The 247-nt window shown below is 66.8% G+C and carries 1 pseudogene; it reads right to left on the reverse strand.

What is annotated here, in order from left to right:
* Nucleotides 1–99: 99 nt before the first annotated feature.
* Nucleotides 100–247 (reverse strand): annotated as a pseudogene (gene rpsP / locus ACQG3P_RS21450) (30S ribosomal protein S16); the annotation flags it as partial.

Raw genomic sequence — 247 nt, forward strand, 5'->3', positions numbered from 1 at the left:
CACACCAACCGCGCCGACAATCCTGCCCAGCAGGAGGCGGCGCTCGGTATCTTAACTCTGTATTGGCCGACGGGCCGCGCCAGGCGCGGCCCTTCAGGATCAGGCCGCAGCGGCCTGGGCCTTGGTCGCTTCCTTGTTCAGGTTGCGAACCTTGTCGGTCAGCTGGGCGCCATTGGCAACCCATGCGTCGACCGTCGGGGTATCCAGCACGATGCGGGCTTCGGCGCCCTGGGCAACCGGGTTGTAG

Source organism: Stenotrophomonas sp. SrG, assembly GCF_050031795.1.
Classification (GTDB): Bacteria; Pseudomonadota; Gammaproteobacteria; order Xanthomonadales; family Xanthomonadaceae; genus Stenotrophomonas; species Stenotrophomonas rhizophila_A.